This is a genomic window from Shewanella sp. MSW (assembly GCF_007636515.1).
Classification (GTDB): domain Bacteria; phylum Pseudomonadota; class Gammaproteobacteria; order Enterobacterales; family Shewanellaceae; genus Shewanella; species Shewanella indica.
Genome location: NZ_LVDR01000009.1, coordinates 52,714 through 68,341 on the forward strand (window position 1 = coordinate 52,714; position 15,628 = coordinate 68,341).

Consider the following 15,628-nt stretch of genomic DNA (forward strand, 5'->3'; position numbering starts at 1 on the left):
CTCAGTTCAATCAATTGGGCGCAGTTTGCCATGAAGATTTCCACCCTTTCTCTCGGCGCTTCGGCGTTGTTGCTCTTGTTGGCGGCCTTGCTCGCCTCTCTGGTGCTCTGGAGCAGTGAACAGAGACAAGAGGCAGAACTGCAGAGCCAGACGCTTCAAGGCTTGCAGCAAGAGTTTTTGGTAGATATCCGTGCCAATCTGGATAAGTATCTCGCCAGTGGCGATGCCGGGCGATTGGAGCAGGCCAGAGCCCAGCTCAATGATATTCATGACCGTTTGCCGGTAGATTCACAGTTGGCACAGGAGCTGGCGCAATTGGTGACGGCTCTGGATGGCAAATACCGCGCCGCCGGCAAGTTGGCCGGAAATCCCAGGCAGCTGTTGGCCCATGCCGAAACCGAAATGTTGGATAACAACAAGCGCCTGGCGGATTACGGCGATCAAGGGCTGGCAACGGCGCCACAAGCAGCGCATGAATATCTGCAGCTCAGTCGGGAGCTTCCGCCACTGGTTTACCAGTTGTCACAGCTGACCCAGGATTACCTGCTCGGACGGGAGCAAAGACTCAAGCCTTACCTCGACAGCACCATAACCCAGTTGGCCGACTGGCATGACAGACTCAGCGCCTTGCCACTACTTGGTCTCTATCGCACAGTAGAGGCCGATGAATTTGCCCTGGGTGACGATGAACCCGAGCGCGAGGAGATAGGCGAGAGCTACCGCGCCGAACTTCTGAGTCTCAGCAGTCGCTACGCCAAGGAAGTGACCAATACCGAGCAGCAACTGTTGGATAACCGTCAGATGCAGGATGCGCTGCGCGCCGATATGCACAAGTTGCAGCAGAACTTGCTGACCATGGCCGCTGAGCAGCAACAACGTACCGACAAGCTCAAACACGAGCTACAGCTGTGGCTTTATCTGGCTTTGGCTGTGCTGGCCTTATTTGCCGTGGCCTATTTGATTTTGCAGCAGCTCAGGGTGGTGAAGCCGTTGCAGCTGCTCAACACCGCCTTTAGTCAACTGAGTGAGTCCAATACCCGCGAGCGCCTCAATATCAGTCGCCGTTGTGAAACCGGCCAGATAGCCGCCCACTTCAATGCTCTGCTGAATCGTTTCGAGTCCGAGGATGAACAGCAGCGGCAGCAATTGGCACGTATCTCCCAAAGCCTATCGGCGCTGGTGCAAAAAATCAGTGAAATGGCCGGCAGTACCCGTGAGACCCAACAAGTGGTGGATCAGGCCCGGCAGCAAACGCTGCAGCTCAGTGAATTGGCCGGACTGGTGAGTGACAGCTCAGCTGCGCTGGCCTCCCGTGCCGGCAATACCGCCGAGCAGATGCACCAGAGTGAACTCGAAGCGCAGCAGATGCTGGAAGCCACAGATTCAACCCGCACCGCCGTTGCCGAGTGTCATCAAGCGCTTGCCAGTCTGGATGATTCAGTGGCGGCCGTGGCGGGAATTATCGACGTGATAGGTAATATTGCCGGGCAGACTAATCTGTTGGCGCTCAATGCCGCCATAGAAGCCGCCCGTGCCGGTGAGCAGGGTCGAGGCTTTGCCGTGGTGGCCGATGAGGTGCGCAGCCTTTCCAGTCGCACCCAGAGCTCGCTCGATGAGATAGGTGCCATTCTCAATCGGCTCACCAATGCCAACAAGAGTCTGGGGCAGAGTATGGATGGCATAGCCGAGGCGAGCGACAGGCAGAGACAGAGAGCCGAGAGCCTGAAACAACTGGCGCAGGAGGTGAGACAGCAGGCTTTTGCCATGGCGAGCGGGACTCAGCAGGGTACCGAGTATGCCCAGTCACAGCTGGCGCATCTGCAATCCTTCTCCAGTGCCATGGAACAGCTGCGCAGCCAGGCGATCACCGCCTCAGAGCAAGGGCAGGCAATCGCCTCTCAGGTGGCTGCAGGTGTCGCCGAGATAGAACAGAATCTCGGCATTAAAGCCGCCTGAGTCGCTATTAGAGACTCGCCAGTATGGTTTCGGCCTTGCTGACTTCGAAAGTCTTGGGCGCTTCCACATTCAACAAAGAAACCACGCCATCGTCTATCACCATGGCATAACGCTGTGAGCGTAAGCCACCAAAGGCGCCAGTGTCCATTTCCAGCCCCAGCGCCTTGGTGAAGGCACCATCTCCGTCGGCCAACATCATGATCTCACCGGCGTTTTGGGCTTCACCCCCAGGCTTTCATCACAAAGGCATCGTTGACCGATACACAGGCAATAATATCAACGCCCTTGGCCTTGAGTTCATCGGCCAGCACCACATAACCCGGCAGGTGAGCCTCGGAGCAGGTGGGGGTAAAGGCACCGGGAACAGCAAACAGCACGGCCTTCTTGCCGGCAAACAGTTCCTTAACCTTGTGGTTGATTATGCCCTCTTTACCGAGTTGGCTCAGAGTGGCATCTGGCAGAGTTTGACCTTGTGCAATCATGGTATTTGTCCTTTCAGTGGGAATTACAAACCATCATAGCCGTTAATGGAATGGACAAACACAGACATTCTACAGGGGCAATCAGGCGGCAGCCGGCCGGCGCCGAAACAGCGCCCGTAACGCCAGCCAACATAAGCTGAGCAGCAGTTCTGCCGAGGCTGCAAGCAGCAGGCCACTGAGTAGGCCAATGGCAATGGCATCGCCCTTGAGCAGAATATTGTGGCTGTAGTTGTCCCAGACTTCGCGGCGGATATCCGCCTGTGGCGCAAACGCCAGTTGCAGGTAGGGGCTGTAGAGACTCTCGCGGAAGTGGGCCAAGGCCTGCTGCAACTCGGAGCGGCGTTCTACCATGGCGTTGAGCTTGTCGCCGCCGGAGGTAAATACCGGATCTTTGTTGGTTACATAGTGGGCGATAAGCTTATCCAGATCGCCATCGAAGAAACGGTCAGCATCGCGCTGAAACCCGGCCAATTGGGTTTGGATCTCGCTCAGGTGGGCCTGTAGGCTCTTGCCGTATTGATCGACAAAGCCGGGGAGTTGGATCCCCGCCAGTACCCCCACAAAGAACAGCAGCAGTCTGAGATAGTCGCGTATGGTTCTAAGCATCATGCCTCCCTGAGTTCCGGCCAAACCAGATTGCCGCAGCCGCCCTGTATCTTAACTGACCGCTTCTGGCTTTGTCGCCCATAGCACACAGGGCTGCAACCCAAATGGCTGCTCTATGTTCCTTGTCGACTCAGTTCATCGCCGCTTTGACATAGACATCGAAGCGGTTTTTCTTGGTGGCGATAACAGTGCTGGGTTTAACCCCGGCAAGGTCTTCGGCATAGTCCGGCCGTTTGACCACTACCCGCTTGCTCGCCAGTGCCAGCGCCGGGGCCAGCAAGCCGTCGGCATCGGTATCTGCGCCGACCAGGGTCTGAAATACCCGCATCTCTTTTTTTACCAGTGCCGACTTGTCTCTGTGAGGATACATGGGATCCAGATAGACCACATCCGGTCGCGGACTTATCTGGCTCAACGCCTCCAGACTGGAGTCGTGCAGCAGCACCATTCTTTGCTGCATCCAGGGGCCGATTTCGCTGTCCCGATAACCGCGGCTGAGACCGTCTTCCAGTAGCGCTGCCACCAAGGGGTTACGTTCAATCAGAGTCATTTGGCAACCAAGGCTCGCCAGCACAAAGGCGTCACGGCCAAGACCGGCCGTGGCATCTACCACTGAGGGGCAGGCGCCTTGCTTGAGGCCGACCGCCTTGGCTATGGCCTGGCCACGGCCGCCGCCGAACTTACGTCTGTGGGCCACGGCGCCGCCGACAAAATCGACACAGATACCGCCAAGCTTGGGTTCGTCACGCTTGAAAAGGGTCAGCATTTCCTGCTCAAACCCCAAGGCAAACACCGAGTCTTCATCATGCTTCAGGCCCCAGCGCTCGGCAATGGCGCACAGACGCGGCTCCCGGGTATCAAAATAAATGCTATGGCTTGGCTGCTTCACTGTGTTTGAGTCCTTGGCTGAATTGGCGCCATTATGCCAAATGCCAACCTGACTGAATACGTTCAGCTGCAACTCGCAGGCAGAGCCGCTATAATGCCGCGGTCATTTACCCGTCAGTCATTGGGGAACCCATGCTCAGCTACCGTCACGGTTTTCATGCCGGCAACTATGCCGATGTGCTCAAACATTCCATCTTGTTGCAGGCGCTGAGCTTGTTGCAGAAGAAAGATAAACCTTTGGTTTATATCGATACCCATGCCGGTGCCGGTGGCTATGCGCTGGAAGATGATTTTGCCCAAAAGACAGGGGAATATCTGGAAGGTATAGGCAAGCTCTGGCAGGAAACGACTGTGCCGCAGGCGATGACTGCCTATCTGGAGGCGGTGCGCCATTTCAATGAAGGCAATGAGGAGCAGGCCACGGACGAGCTGGCCTGGTATCCCGGATCTCCGGCGATAGTGGATATGCACCTTAGAGAGCAGGACAGAATGCTGCTGCACGAGCTGCACAATACCGATGTCGAACTGCTGCAGGAGTATTTTGAAGGTGCCCGTCAGGTGAAGCTGGTTCACGGCGACGGTCTGCAGGGCCTGTTGGCCGCCGTGCCGCCACTGGAGCGTCGGGCACTGGTGCTGGTGGATCCCAGCTATGAGCTCAAGAGTGACTATCAGGATGTGGCCGATACCCTGATCAAGGCCCATCGCAAGTTTGCCACCGGGGTGTATCTGCTCTGGTATCCGGTCGTCAATCGGGCCCAGACCGAAGCCATGCTGACGAAGCTGAAAGACAGCGGCATTCGGCGGCAGTTACGGATAGAGCAGAGTATCAAGCCTGACTCGGATGAATTCGGTATGACGGCGGCGGGTCTGTGGGTCATCAACCCGCCCTGGCAGTTGGATACCCAGGCCGAAGAGCTGCTGGAATGGCTTCACCCCAGGCTCAATCAGGGTGGCGGCAGCGTCACTGTTACCTGGGAAGTGGGCGAGTAAGCTCGGTTCCATCATAAAAACTTTTGGCCGGGTCACCGGGTATTAGTAGGATACTAAGTCGGGTGCTAAGTTGCGTACGAATGGCCCGGCCTGTTCGCCGTGGCTTTTATGGCGTCTAAGCGACTGTGTGATAGCGACTGTGGTGACAAGCGTGGTGACAAGCGGCTGTGGTGAGTTATTCCGACAGTGCTTTCAGCTCGGCCAGCGTCGCCTCATCTATGAGCCCTAGCGCCAGCGCCTGCTGCGGATTGGTCTCTATCATATAGGCGCTGATACTCATCATATTGCGCAGCGTCATGCCGTTGGGGCCATCGTAAGCCGGCTGCTCGCTCCACGGGTCCTGAGCCCAGGCGGCCCAAGTGGCCTTGAGACTGTAGCCCGCCTCACAGAAGATGGTGCGGGTCAGTTGGCTGCCCTTATCCAGCATCTCCTCGTCGTTCATGCTGTTGTCTAGCTCGCCCTTGTGGCTTTGCATGACTTGCTTTACTGCCATTATCGCTTCGGCGGTTGCGGGAACCGGCCCAAGTTGGCTGTCATCACAGGCTATTACGGTGGAAAAGGGCATCAGCAGACAGGCACAAAGGCCGAGGGACTTGAGGTTAAACATCTTCACTTCCTTGTTGTTGCGCCTCTCAGGCACGGCTCAAATTGCGGTAGCGCTCCAGTAAAATCTTCACCCGTTTCACATAGGCGCGGGTTTCCGGGTAGGGCGGCACGCCACGATATTGGGTCACTGTGGTAGGGCCGGCATTGTAGGCCGCCAGCGCCCGGGTCATGTCGCCATCGAAACGGGCCAGCATCTGCGCCAGATAGCGGCTACCGGCATCGATATTCTGTGATACCACAAAGGCGTTGCTGACACCAAGCTCTTTGGCGGTATCCGGCATCAACTGCATCAGCCCCATAGCGCCGGTACGGGACAGGGCCTTGGCGTTGAAGGCCGACTCGGCGTGGATCACCGCCCTAATAAGCGCAGGGTCCAGATTGTAGGTTTGGGCGGCGAGGGCGATTTCGGCGGCATAGTCACTGCCAAACAGAGGGATTGCCTGCCAGTTCACCTTGGAGTCCGGTCGGCAGGCAAAGCAATCATAGAGAATGATCTGATATTCCTGGCTGCTGGGGGGCTTGTCGCTGAATGCCATTACACCGTTGGCCTGGCGGTACTGATAGACTTTACGCTTCGGCAGGCTGCTGTCGCTGATGCCGTGTTCCGAGTAACGCGCCACTATACGGGGTTTGGCCGAAGGCTCTTTAGCTATACCTGAAGGGTTTTCACTCATGGCTGAGGACTCTTTACCCATAGCTGAAGGCTCTTTACTTATAGCTGAGAGTTCTTCACCCATAGCGGCCTTTTCCGAAGGCATAGGTATCTCGGTGCCGGCAAGCGCAGCAAAGGGTAGCGCCGAGCTCAGCAGCCAGAGTAGCAAAGAGATGAGTCCTTGGCCGGAAGTGTGCTTCACGCCTGATAACCCGTCCGTGTTTCCAGTTTCAATATGTCAATGATAGCAAAGAGTTGCTGCATTTCACTGTGGATCTGGCTGAACTCCTTTTCGAAGGTGGCTCCCTCAAAGATGGAGGCGGTCTCGAATCTATCCTTGTTACTGGGAAACAGGATCAACAGCTGCCTGCCGTGGAAGGCGCAGCGCAGATCCCGGCCGAACTTCTTGCTCAAATCCAGCAAACGCTCCATAAACAAGGGGTTCATCAACACCCGGCCATTGATCTGATTGTCGGCGAAGACATCGAACTCTTTCTCGAACACAGGATCTTCCAGCTTCATCTGCTTCAGCCCCGAATAACTGGAGGAGAGTTTCCCCAGCAGGCCGCGGTCGCGGATCAATACCGCATGGCAGCCGAAGTTTTGTGGCACGGTAAAGGTCATGGCCAGTCCCTTGAATACCTCGCTGGTACGCTTCTTATTCTTGCTATCCCGATATTCTGACTTCAGCACTAATTCACTGATCCCCAGTTCGACCTGCTTATAGCTACCGGTAATAAAATCACTGGAATGTGCTATGTCGTGCTTGGGCAAAATGCCGGCATCACGAAAGGGGCGCAGTGGCAAACCATCGTTGGGACTAAAGGTAAAGTCGTCGCCGAAATAACGGAAGATCAGCGGGAACAGATCTTTTTTAACCTGTGTTTGAAACGCCTTGATGGGTTTCTTACACCAGAAAAACATCAGCAAAACCGGGGTAAGGGCGAGGGCAAATGAAGCTTCCGGGCCAAGGGAACTGTAGTACATAAGGTCGTACCAATAGTGCCAAACCAGCAGCAGAGTCACCACAAGTGTCAGTACAAACAGGGCTACCCGGGTTCGGCACTGCTTGAGGCTCTTGATCCTCAGTCTTTCATATTGACTGGCCTTGGGCTTTATATGCTGGCGATAGTATTGTTGCAGCTTGGGCAGCTCTTCGCTGGGGGCCTGTAGGCCTTTTCCCGGGCGTACCGGGGAAATCTTCGCCCCCATCAGGAAGGTGATAATATTCACTGGTCAATCTTTTACTCTGTCTCAGTTCAAGTAGTCGCCGGCATTGACCGGGCTTTTGGCGCTTTCATCTGCCTCATAGAAGGGTAGAGCCTGTACCTTGGCCATTGAGGCTATGATTGAACCCGGGAAGATTTCCACTGCATTGTTGAGTTCAGTGACCGCTGAGTTGTAGAAACGCCGCGCCGCGGAGATATGGGCTTCCACTTCGTTATAGGTCTGCATCGCCTGCAACATGGTGTTGTCTGACTTGAGTTCGGGATAGTTTTCTACCGACACCATCAACTGGCCAACACGGTTGTTGAGCTGGTTGGCCAAATCCAGGTGTTGTTTTACTGCATCTTTGTCGGCCGGATTGTAGCTTTGGGTCAGTTGAGTGCGTAATTCGGTGATCTCGGTCAGCAGCTGTTTTTCATGATCCATAAAGCGCTTGGCTATGGTGAGAATATTGGGCAGCAGATTGGCCCTTTTCTTGAGCTGAACATCTATGCCGGAGAGGGCTTCACGGGCCGTGTTGCGTTTTTTTATCAGGCTGACATACCAGAGATAAATCAGTATCACGGCGATTGCCAGTATCAACAAAAATCCATCCATATTTGCTAAAGTTCCCTGCAGTTTTTTTTTGAACTGCGCCAGCTAATCATAAAATGGCTGCAAATGCATCTTTGTTGTGATTTTGAACCTGTGCTTACCCTTTACCGACAAGACTCGTCAAACCAATAAAAACCACCACTTATATCCCTTTAAAGGTGGATTTAAGTAAAAGCCTTTGAATTGGAGGTTTTTACTGTATGTTTTTAGCGCGTAAAAACGTTATCACAATGATTTTTATTGAGTATTTATCTGTTTTTGAGTGGTAAAAAAGCAGCAGTTTTTGACTCATGTTGAGCGAATTCTGTTAAGGATGGCAGGAAAATTGTTTGGCATCGGTCAAAGCGAACAATCGGATTCATCCTATTTACAAATAGCTTTTATTGTGTTCAGGCAAGGTTCAGACAGCGTGTTGTAAATTGTAACGACACAACGTTGGGGCAAAGCGATTAGTTCAGCGAATTTGCCTTTATGGACCCGCCCTGGGTCCTTTTTTTTACCTCAATTTCCCAGCAATTCTTCCAGGTTAAGTTTCAGTTAAAAGTGTCGCGGCAAAATGGCGGGCCGCTTGTCGTAGATGTTACGGCCATGAAAATAGAACCGGCAACCGAGCCGGCAGACAGGGAAATCCGATGCAGTCCAATCATTCTCAGCAACCGCTCGAAACCGCCAAGAGTGGCTGGTTTATCCGCTTCCTTAATGTGGTGGAGCGCCTGGGCAACCTTTTGCCCCATCCCATCACGCTATTTGCGCTGTTTTGTGCAGCCGTCATCCTGATCTCCGGCGTTGCCGGTTATTTTGAAGTCACAGTAGTAGATCCTCGCCCCGAAGGCGCCAGTGGCCGCAGTGCCGATGGCCTGATCCATGTGGTCAGCCTGATGAATGCCGAAGGTCTGCGGATGATAGTCTCCAATCTGGTAACCAACTTTACCGGTTTTACGCCGCTGGGCACTGTACTGGTGGCTTTGCTCGGGGTGGGGATTGCCGAACGCTCCGGACTCTTGTCGGCCGGCATGCGGGCACTGGTAATGGGAGCCTCCAAGCGTCTGGTTACCCTGACCATAGTCTTTGCCGGAATCGTTTCCAATACTGCCGCCGAACTGGGTTATGTCGTGCTGATCCCCATGGCGGCGATGATTTTCCACTCCCTTGGCAGGCATCCCTTGGCGGGTTTGGCGGCAGCCTTTGCCGGGGTATCCGGTGGCTACAGCGCCAACCTTCTGCTGGGAACCGTGGATCCCCTATTATCCGGGATCACCGAAGCGGCGGCGCAGATGATAGACCCTGACTATACTGTGGGCCCCGAGGTCAACTGGTACTTCATGTTTGTCTCCACCTTTTTGATCTCATTCCTCGGTGCCTTGGTGACGGAGAAAATCGTTGAACCCAAACTGGGTCACTACGATGTCTCTGAAGCCAGTGTCGATCTGGAAGAGCAGCGGATGGAAACCGTCACCGAACAGGAGAAAAAAGGGCTGAAAATGGCCGGTTTGGCGGCGGCGCTGCTCGGCGCAGTCTTGGCCTTGACCGTGGTTCCCGAGTGGGGGCCTCTGCGTCACCCAGAGACGGGGGAGGTGGCGGGCTCGCCGTTTCTCAAGGGAATCGTGGTGTTTATCTTTGTCTGCTTTGCCATTCCCGGGCTGGTATACGGCAAGGTGGTAGGTACCATGAAAAAAGATACCGATGTGATCAATGCCATGTCCCACAGCATGAGCACCATGGGCATGTATATCGTATTGGTGTTTTTCGCCTCGCAGTTTGTGGCCTTCTTCAAGTGGACCAATCTGGGCGCCGTGCTGGCGGTGACAGGCGCCGATGCCCTCAGCGCCCTGGGGCTGACCGGGCCGATAGTCTTCCTGCTGTTTATTATGATGTGCGGCTTCATCAACTTGATGCTCGGCAGTGCCTCAGCCCAGTGGGCGGTGACGGCGCCGATATTTGTGCCCATGTTGATGTTGGTGGGTTATGCGCCGGAAACCATTCAGGCGGCCTATCGAATAGGTGACTCAGTGACTAACCTTATCACGCCCATGATGAGTTACTTTGGTCTTATCCTGGCGGTCGCCGCGCGCTACAAGAAGGACCTGGGGATAGGTACTCTGGTAGCCACCATGTTGCCATATACGCTGGTGTTTTTCGTCGGTTGGACCCTGTTCTTCTTCCTTTGGGTATTCGGCCTGGGGCTGCCGGTTGGCCCAGGTGCGGCTACCTACTATTCACCGGCGGGCTGATAGCCAGCAAGGGTGAATCACTGGGGAATCATAGTGGAAAGGGGCTTAGGCCCCTTTTTGTTGACATCGCAAGGCGGGAGTTTAACTATGTAAATGAGGACGAAAATGGTTCCGTTTTTGTTCTAACTATAAGCTATTGTTGAACTTTTTCTATTGTCATACACTATCGGGCCCTTTGGTTTGTTGGTTGGGCCCGCATGCGTTTTTCATCTGCACGTCTGTTGTTGCTAATGGCTTGGTTGGCCACGAGTTTTACCCTGGCCGCCGAGATAGGCGACACGGCCGTGGTCGGTAAACTCTATTTCAGCGGCGCCGAACTGCCCGGGCAATTGACTCCAGAGGGGGCCGCTTGGTGGCCGGAGCCTATGTGGTTGCTGTGGCTCATGGGCCTTTGCAGCTTCTTTTGCCGTTTTCGTTGTTTTGCGCTCTGGCTGCTTGCTTTGCTGGCGGTGCAACTCAAGTTTGTTATTCGGGTCGACGACAGCCTGCTGTGGAGCAGTTGGCTAGTGCTGCTATTGCCGACACAAGTGTTGTTTGGCCTGATTCTGCTGTTGATTGACCGGGGCGAGGGCGCACGAGCCCAGGTAATCACCTTTGACTGACGATAGTCCAAGTCCCAAGCCGTATTGAGGGAGAATAATAGATGTCCAGAAAAGCCAGGGCCGCCATGGTCTCGGTCTGCTCCAATATTTCGCTGATCATCATGAAAGTGGCGGCGGGTATTGTCAGTGGCTCGGTCAGTATCATTTCAGAAGCGATTCACTCCGCCATGGATTTGGTGGCGGCCTTGATCGCCCTGTTTGCCGTGCGCCGCGCCGATGTGCCGCCGGACTGGGATCATCCCTACGGCCACGACAAGATAGAGAATGTTTCCGGGGTTATTGAGGCGCTGTTGATTTTGGCGGCGGCCGGTTGGATTATTTTCGAGGCCGTCGGCAAGTTGCTCAGCCCCTCAGAGGTGGAAGGCCTGGGCTGGGGGGTATTGGTGATGCTGTTGTCGGCGCTGGTTAACACAGGTGTCAGTGCCTATCTCTACCGGGTGGCCAGGGAAGAGCAATCGGTAGCGCTTGAGGCCGATGCCCTGCACCTTAAGGCCGATGTGCTCACCTCTCTCGGAGTCGCCGTGGGGCTGCTGCTCATCTGGGTGGGCGGTTATTTTGGCCATAATCTGGCGCTGCTGGATCCCATAGTGGCCATAGGGGTGGCGCTGTTTATTCTCAAAGAAGCGATAAGCATGCTGGATCAGGCCTTCAAGCCGCTGCTGGATCACAGCATCAGCGAAGAGGAGCTGAACCAGGCCGCCGAGATAATAGCGCACCACTGTCCCAGCGAAGGGGGTTTTCACGACTTGCGCGGCCGTCAGGCGGGCCGGCGGCGTCACATCGACTTCCATCTGACCTTGCCCAAGGAGATGAGTGTTGGCCATTCCCATGCCATTTGTGACCGTATCGAGCAGGCCTTGATGGCTGTTATTCCCCATGCGGCGGTGTTTATCCATGTGGAGCCGCTGGAAGAGCAGCCCGAAGAGGAAGGCTTACTGCAACAGGGCGCCTGAAGCGGCGCCCGTGTGGCTGCATCAGAGCCCTTGATGGGGGCCGAATACTTCATAGTGGATCTGCGCTTCCTCAATACCCAAGGCCAGCAACTGCGCCTTGATGCTCTGCATAAAGCCTATGGGGCCGCAGCAGTAGAATTGGCCCTCGGAAGGCAGCATGGACGCTATCGGCTCCAGCACCATGGTGCCCTTCAGGTCATAATCCTGTCCCTGAACATCAGTTTCAAGCGGCTGGCGATACCAGGTCAGCGCCTTGAGATTTGTCTGCTCGGCCTGCTTGCGGCGTATCTCTTCGGCAAAAGCGTGCTGGGCGCCATTTTCACAGGCATGCAGCCATAGTGTCTCGGCGCAGTCTTGCTGCAGGCGGCTGTTTAACATGCTCAGCATAGGCGTCAGTCCAACTCCGGCAGATAGCAGCACAACCCGGGTGTCGGGCTCAGTATTCAGGAAAAAATCCCCCGCCGGCGGGATCAGCTCAAGCTCGCTGCCGATATCGAATTCATTGTGCAGCAGGTTGGAAACCAATCCTTCGTTTTCACGTTTAACGCTGATGCGATAGCTGCGGCCGTTGGGGGCATCCGACAATGAGTATTGGCGGATCTCGGTATGAGCCAGCGCCGGATGGCTGAGTTTGAGGTTCAGGTATTGTCCTGGCTTAAAGTCGGCCACAGGGCCGCCATCCTTGGGCGTGAGTTCGAAGGAGGTAATGGCGGCTGACTCGCGGCGTTTGTTGCTGACAACAAAGGTGCGGGTGCCGCTCCAACCTCCTTGTTTGCCTGCGGCATCGGCATAGATCTGTGCTTCGCGGCCAATAAAGATATTGGCCAACACCCCATAAGCCTTCTCCCAGGCGCCCAGTACCTCTGGCGTGACGGCATCGCCGCCGAGTTCTTCCAGGGTGGCTAGCAGATGCTTGCCGACTATGGCGTATTGCTCGGGTTTGATCAGAAAGCCTGTGTGTTTCTGGGCAATTCTTTCCACGGCTTCACTGAGAGCGGTCAGATTGTCGATATGTTGGGCGTAGGCAGCGACGGCATTGAACAAGGCTACAGGTTGATCGCCCTTATGCTGATGAGCCAGGTTGAACACATCTTTCAGTTCGGGATTGTGGTGGAACATGCGCTGATAGAAGTGCTTGGTCAGCTCTGGGCCGGCGGCAACCAGCAGGGGAATAGTACTCTTGACCACTTGGATAGTGTGTTGATCCAACATAACGACAACCTCAAAGATTCATTTAAGTTATATGTTCCGTGATAAAATAAACATGTATTTGATTTAGATCAATAAAGAATTCTGGCAGGAGCTGTCAGGTATTCAGTATGGTTGGCAAAAACACTTGGGTGCGTGAGGTGCGTCTATGTTTATCGTATCTGGATCCTGATTCTGACCTGTTTGCTACTCTGGTTCGGTTCTCTGGTACCAAGTCGCCTTTAGTGGTCAACAATGACTTTTGCCGCTAAAAAGCGGATAATTCCCCCAATTTTGCTCAATTTGACCCAGATCACAGTCGGTCGCCGGTTTTACCGCTGCGGCGAGTGTCATCGGGCGAGCGGGAAACCCCGCCGGAACTCGGAACTATCCAATGGAAATCAAAGTAAATTTTCTCGACAACCTCAGACTCGAAGCCAAGTTTGATGACTTCAGTGTCATTGCCGACCAGCCAATCCGTTACAAGGGTGATGGCTCGGCGCCGAGCCCGTTCGACTACTTTCTGGCTTCATCAGCGCTGTGCGCCGCTTATTTTGTGAAGGTGTACTGTGTCGCCCGCGATATTCCGACCGAAGGCATACGCCTGTCGCAAAACAACATAGTCGACCCGGAAAACCGTTATAACCAGATCTTCAAGATTCAGGTGGAATTGCCGGACACCATCTCTGACAAGGACCGTGAAGGCATACTGCGTTCTATCGACCGCTGCACCGTGAAGAAAGTGGTTCAGACCGGCCCCGAGTTCCAGTTGGAAACCGTGGATAACCTGGATCAGGACGCCCAGGCGATGTTGATGCTGAAGCCGGATGACAGCCACAGCACCTTTATTCTGGGTAAGGATCTGCCGCTGGAACAGACCATAGCCAACATGACCAACACCTTGGCCGAATTGGGGATGAAGATAGAGATCTCTTCCTGGCGTAACCTGGTGCCCAACGTTTGGTCGCTGCATATCCGTGACGCCGCTTCGCCCAAATGTTTTACCAACGGCAAGGGCGCAACCAAAGAGAGCGCGCTTTGCTCGGCTCTGGGCGAGTTTATCGAGCGTCTCAGCTGCAACTTCTTCTACAACGACCAGTATTTCGGCCCCGAGATCGCCAACGCCGAATTTGTTCATTATCCCAATGAGAAGTGGTTCCAGCCCGGCCCCAACGATGAGCTGCCGCCCGGGATCCTTGATGACTATTGCCTGGAAATCTACAACCCGGATGGTGAGCTCTGCGGCTCCAACCTTATCGACACCAACTCGGGCAATGTCGAGCGCGGCATCTGCGCCATTCCCTATGTGCGTCAGTCCGATGGCGAGACTGTGTATTTCCCCTCCAACCTGATTGAAAACCTGTATCTCAGCAACGGCATGAGTGCAGGCAACAATCTGGATGAGGCCAAGGTGCAGTGTCTGTCCGAGATTTTCGAGCGGGCGGTGAAGCGCCGCATCATAGAAGATGAGCTGGTTCTGCCTGAGGTGCCGAAAGGCGTGCTGGCCAAGTATCCCTCGATAGTGGCCGGCATAGAGGCGCTGGAGGCGCAGGGCTTTCCGCTGGTGATCAAGGATGCCTCCCTCGGTGGCCAGTTCCCCGTCATGTGTGTGACCCTGATGAACCCCCGCACCGGCGGCGTGTTTGCCTCCTTCGGCGCTCACCCCAGTTTTGAGGTGGCGCTGGAGCGCAGCCTCACCGAACTGCTGCAGGGCCGCAGTTTCGAGGGCCTCAACGATGTGCAAAAGCCTACTTTCAACAGCATGGCGGTGCAGGAGCCGGAGAACTTTGTTGAACACTTTATCGACTCAAGCGGAGTGATCTCCTGGCGCTTCTTCAGTAGCAAGCCGGACTATGAGTTTGTCGAATGGGACTTCTCCGGCAGCAACGCCGAAGAGAGTCAGAGCCTGTTCGGGATTCTTGAAGATATGGGCAAAGAGGTCTACATCGCCGAGTTTACCGAGATAGGTAATGCCTGCCGGATCCTGGTGCCAGACTTCTCCGAGGTGTATCCGGTATCGGATCTGATTTGGGACAACACCAACAAGGCGCTGGACTACCGCGAAGATATTCTTAACCTGCATCGCCTCAGCGACAGCCAACTGCAAAGCCTGTCCGAGCGCCTCGAAGACAGCCAATTGGATATCTACACGGATATCATCACCCTGATAGGCATAGAGTTTGATGAAAACACCGTCTGGGGCCAACTGACGATACTCGAACTCAGACTGCTGATCTGTCTGGCAATAGGTGAGCTGGAAGAAGCGCTGGAGCTGACCGAAACCTTCCTGCAGTACAATAACAATACCGTCGCTCGTGGCCTCTTCTATCAATGCCTGCAGGCGGTGTTGGAGATCAGCCTGGACGATGAACTCGAGCTGGACGACTACCGGTACAACTTGGGACGCATGTTTGGCCAGGAAACCCTGGGTGCCGCTATAGGTTCGGTAAATGGTACTGTGCGCTTCTACGGCCTGACCCCAACCAATATGCAGCTCGAAGGCCTGGAAAAACACCAGCGGTTGATCGAAAGCTACAAGAAACTGCACGCCGCCCGCGCCAGAGTGGCTGCCAAGAAGTAAATTATGTTCAGGTAAGGGGCATGTTTGCCCCTTACCCGACTTCATTGGCTTTTAGTCTGGTTCCTTGTGGTT

General features: G+C 54.8%; 13 protein-coding genes and 1 pseudogene. 6 read left to right on the plus strand and 8 right to left on the minus strand.

What is annotated here, in order from left to right:
- The first annotated feature begins 30 nt into the window (after positions 1 to 30).
- The gene (locus tag AYI96_RS11425; RefSeq protein WP_144361639.1) at positions 31 to 1,956 is read left to right on the plus strand and encodes a methyl-accepting chemotaxis protein; all 1,926 of its coding nucleotides are present in this window, start codon (positions 31 to 33) and stop codon (positions 1,954 to 1,956) included.
- Between the two features lie 7 nt (positions 1,957 to 1,963).
- Here the strand turns inward: AYI96_RS11425 and AYI96_RS11430 are convergent.
- The 3 genes and pseudogenes from AYI96_RS11430 to AYI96_RS11440 form a co-directional block, all read right to left on the minus strand.
- Positions 1,964 to 2,438: pseudogene (locus AYI96_RS11430) on the minus strand (peroxiredoxin).
- 81 nt (positions 2,439 to 2,519) lie between these two features.
- The gene (locus AYI96_RS11435; protein WP_144361640.1) at positions 2,520 to 3,044 is read right to left on the minus strand and encodes a DUF2937 family protein; all 525 of its coding nucleotides are present in this window, start codon (positions 3,042 to 3,044) and stop codon (positions 2,520 to 2,522) included.
- 130 nt (positions 3,045 to 3,174) lie between these two features.
- Positions 3,175 to 3,912 carry a class I SAM-dependent methyltransferase gene (locus tag AYI96_RS11440; protein WP_373297508.1) on the minus strand — a complete coding sequence of 246 codons (738 nt, stop codon included), beginning with the start codon at positions 3,910 to 3,912 and terminating at the stop codon, positions 3,175 to 3,177.
- A 152-nt stretch (positions 3,913 to 4,064) separates the two neighbouring features.
- Between AYI96_RS11440 and AYI96_RS11445 the strand changes: the two genes are divergently transcribed.
- Positions 4,065 to 4,922 carry a 23S rRNA (adenine(2030)-N(6))-methyltransferase RlmJ gene (locus AYI96_RS11445; RefSeq protein ID WP_101096259.1) on the plus strand — a complete coding sequence of 286 codons (858 nt, stop codon included), beginning with the start codon at positions 4,065 to 4,067 and terminating at the stop codon, positions 4,920 to 4,922.
- 175 nt (positions 4,923 to 5,097) lie between these two features.
- On the opposite strand, the gene AYI96_RS11450 is transcribed toward AYI96_RS11445, so the two are convergent.
- The 4 genes from AYI96_RS11450 to AYI96_RS11465 all read right to left on the minus strand — a co-directional run bounded on the left by AYI96_RS11450 (position 5,098) and on the right by AYI96_RS11465 (position 8,004).
- Positions 5,098 to 5,529 carry a hypothetical protein gene (locus AYI96_RS11450; RefSeq protein WP_101096258.1) on the minus strand — a complete coding sequence of 144 codons (432 nt, stop codon included), beginning with the start codon at positions 5,527 to 5,529 and terminating at the stop codon, positions 5,098 to 5,100.
- A 25-nt stretch (positions 5,530 to 5,554) separates the two neighbouring features.
- Positions 5,555 to 6,223: a lytic transglycosylase domain-containing protein gene (locus AYI96_RS11455; protein ID WP_409928943.1), complete on the minus strand. Its 669-nt coding sequence runs from the start codon at positions 6,221 to 6,223 to the stop codon at positions 5,555 to 5,557.
- 155 nt (positions 6,224 to 6,378) lie between these two features.
- Positions 6,379 to 7,413: a DUF3137 domain-containing protein gene (locus AYI96_RS11460; RefSeq protein ID WP_101096257.1), complete on the minus strand. Its 1,035-nt coding sequence runs from the start codon at positions 7,411 to 7,413 to the stop codon at positions 6,379 to 6,381.
- 21 nt (positions 7,414 to 7,434) lie between these two features.
- Positions 7,435 to 8,004, minus strand: coding sequence for a LemA family protein (locus AYI96_RS11465; RefSeq protein WP_039035348.1), 570 nt, complete (start codon positions 8,002 to 8,004; stop codon positions 7,435 to 7,437).
- 629 nt (positions 8,005 to 8,633) lie between these two features.
- Between AYI96_RS11465 and AYI96_RS11470 the strand changes: the two genes are divergently transcribed.
- From AYI96_RS11470 to AYI96_RS11480, 3 genes are all read left to right on the plus strand, one after another.
- Positions 8,634 to 10,232 (plus strand): AbgT family transporter, encoded by a 1,599-nt coding sequence (locus tag AYI96_RS11470; RefSeq protein WP_071475722.1) that lies wholly within the window; start codon positions 8,634 to 8,636, stop codon positions 10,230 to 10,232.
- Positions 10,233 to 10,429: 197 nt separating this feature from the next.
- Positions 10,430 to 10,834 (plus strand): hypothetical protein, encoded by a 405-nt coding sequence (locus tag AYI96_RS11475; protein WP_144361641.1) that lies wholly within the window; start codon positions 10,430 to 10,432, stop codon positions 10,832 to 10,834.
- A 41-nt stretch (positions 10,835 to 10,875) separates the two neighbouring features.
- Positions 10,876 to 11,787, plus strand: coding sequence for a cation diffusion facilitator family transporter (locus tag AYI96_RS11480; RefSeq protein ID WP_052248227.1), 912 nt, complete (start codon positions 10,876 to 10,878; stop codon positions 11,785 to 11,787).
- Between the two features lie 21 nt (positions 11,788 to 11,808).
- On the opposite strand, the gene hmpA is transcribed toward AYI96_RS11480, so the two are convergent.
- Positions 11,809 to 12,999, minus strand: a complete 1,191-nt coding sequence (gene hmpA, locus AYI96_RS11485; RefSeq protein ID WP_039035436.1) for an NO-inducible flavohemoprotein — start codon at positions 12,997 to 12,999, stop codon at positions 11,809 to 11,811.
- 370 nt (positions 13,000 to 13,369) lie between these two features.
- Here hmpA and AYI96_RS11490 point away from each other — a divergent pair, with 370 nt between their 5' ends.
- Positions 13,370 to 15,556, plus strand: coding sequence for an OsmC domain/YcaO domain-containing protein (locus tag AYI96_RS11490; protein ID WP_144361642.1), 2,187 nt, complete (start codon positions 13,370 to 13,372; stop codon positions 15,554 to 15,556).
- The last annotated feature ends 72 nt before the right edge of the window (positions 15,557 to 15,628 follow it).